This window comes from Roseisolibacter sp. H3M3-2 (genome assembly GCF_029211165.1).
Classification (GTDB): domain Bacteria; phylum Gemmatimonadota; class Gemmatimonadetes; order Gemmatimonadales; family Gemmatimonadaceae; genus Roseisolibacter.
In genome coordinates this window covers 1-2454 of the sequence record NZ_JARGEK010000542.1, presented here as the reverse complement: position 1 = coordinate 2454, position 2454 = coordinate 1, and the positions used below count along the sequence as shown (strand labels likewise).

Annotated in this window: 1 protein-coding gene; it reads right to left on the bottom strand. The window is 78.1% G+C overall.

Features of this window, described 5'->3' with window-relative positions:
* On the bottom strand, nucleotides 1-2300 hold a 2300-nt coding region (locus PYV61_RS24215; protein WP_275836443.1), incomplete at its 3' end, for an ABC transporter permease.
* Between the last annotated feature and the right edge of the window lie 154 nt (nucleotides 2301-2454).

Genomic DNA, 2454 nt, shown 5'->3' with positions numbered 1-2454 from the left:
GCCGCGGCGCCGACGACGCCCACGGCGAGCCCCGCCCCGACCTGCGCCGCCACCAGCGCCAGCACCGCGGGCAGCACCTGCCGCGGCGCCGCGCCGAGGGCGGCGCGGATCCCGATCTCGCGCCGCCGCCGCGTGACGGTCAGCGACGTGAGGGCGTAGACGCCCGCCGCGGAGAGGAGGAAGACGCTCAGCAGCACGAGGCCGAGCACGAGCCCCACGAGGCGCACCGCGAGCCGGCTCTGGCGCTCGAAGTCGGCCAGCGTGTGCGTGGCGCCCATGCGGAGCGTCGGGTCCACGTCCACCGCGAGCGCGCGCAGCCGCGGCGCGACGTCGGCCGCGTCGACGCCGCCGCGCACGCGCACCGTGAGCGTCGCGCCGAGCGCGTGCTCCGGCGCCGCGGCGTACAGCACCGCCGGCGGGACGACCGTGGGGTCCACCGCGTTGGCCTGCAGGTCCGCCGCCACGCCCACGATCTCGTACCACCGGCCCGCGCCGCGGGGGCGCGCCGTGGCCGCCGCGTCGTCGTCCACGTCGCCGAGGTAGCGCAGGCGGCGGCCGAGCGCGGGGCCGCCCCCGAGCACGCGGGTCACGAACGCCTGGTTCACGATCACCGCGGTGGAGGCGCGTGCCTCGTCGCCGGGGGCGAGGTCGCGGCCGGCCAGCACGCGCCCGCCGAACAGCGCGAGATAGCCCGGCCCGACGCCGTGCGAGTCGACGCGGTGCCCGGCGGCGGAGGTCGACGCGGCGGCGCCGGGGTCGGCGTCGGCGTCGGCGCGCGCCGCGCCCCCCTCGATCTCGACGCGCCCGATCCGCTCGGCGTGGTACTCGGCGTAGGTCGCGCCGGCCACGCCGGCCTCCGCGCGCACGCGCGCCAGCAGCTCCGTCACCGCGGCGCCGAACCGCGCCGAGTCGGAGGCCGCGGCGTCGCCGGCGCGCAGCTCGGCGACCAGGTAGGCCTCGGGCGCGTACGTCGGGCGCGTGAGCGCGCCGCGGATCTCCGACCACCCCGCGTTGACCGCCGCCGGGAGCGCGGCCACCGCGATCGCCACCTGGGCGACGATGAGCGCCGTCCACGTGCGCCCGAGGCGCGGCCCCGTGCTCCCGCCGAGCTGGCGGAGGTTCGCCTGGAGCTGCCGCCCGGTGGCCTGCAGCGCGGGGATGACGCCCACGATCACGGCCGCGACCACCGCGACGCCGACCGTGAACAGCACCGTGGCGGGGCGCAGCGAGTAGTCCGCCCAGAACGGGGCGCCCGTCTCCTCCTCCATGATCCGGTTGCCCAGCCGCGCGCCCGCCTGCGCGAGCGCCAGCCCGACCGCCGAGGCGGCGAGCGACAGCACGAGCCCCTCGACGAACAGCTGCACGACGATGCGCCGGCGGCTGGCGCCCAGCGCGGCGCGCACCGCGATCTCCCCCATGCGCGTGGCGGTGCGCGCGTAGACGAGGACCGCCACGTTCAGCGCGACGACGACGAGGAGGAAGCTCATCATCAGCTGCATCTGCGCGAGCATCCACACCGTCGTGCCCTGGATGTCGATCAGCGAGTGCGTGTAGGGCATCACCATCGGCCGCAGCGTCGCGTTGCTCGCCGGGAAGGCGGCCGCGGTGCGCCGGCCCACCGCGTCGAGCTCCGCCTGCGCGCCCGCCATCGTCGCGCCCGGGGCGAGGCGGCCGAAGAGGAAGAGCGCCGGCCCCTCGCGCCGCCGGTGCTTCGCCGGGTCGACGCGCAGCGGCGTCCAGTACTGGTGGTTGAGCGGGAAGGCGAAGTCGGGCGGCATCACGCCGACCACCGTGTGCGCCACGCCGTCCAGCCGCACGACGCGCCCGACGACGCCGGGGTCGCCCGCGAACCGCGCCAGCCACGCCTCGTGGCCGAGCACCACGACCGGCGGCGCGCCGGGGCGCTCGTCGGCGTCGAGCAGGTAGCGGCCGCGCGCGGGGGCGACGCGCGCGACGCGGAACCCGGCCGCCGTCATCTCCGCCACCCGCACCGGCGCGGGCGGCGTGAGCGGCGGCGCGTCGCCGGGGAGCAGGTTGCGGTCGGCGGTGCGGAACGCGGCCAGCTCGCGCACCGAGCGCAGCGTCTCGCGCCAGAGCACGAAGTCGTGCAGCGAGCGGCGCTCCTCGTTGTCGCGCCGCACGTCGCGGTTCTCGAGCGCGACGATGCGGTCGCCCTCGGGGAGCGGGAGCGTCGGGAACGCGTTGGTGGAGAGGAAGACGAACGTGCCGACGCAGACCGCGACGCCGACCGCCATGCCGATCCCGCCGACCAGCGACAGCGCGGGGTGCTTGGCCAGCATGCGCACCCCGAGCTTCACGTCGAGCCACGACACCCCCGCCGCGCCGCCCGCGAACGCGGGCGCCCGGCGCGCCTACGCCGCCGCGCGCAGCGCGAGCAGCAGCGCCAGCGCCATGTCCAGCGCCTCGAGCGCGGTGAGCAGCGTCGCCGCCGCG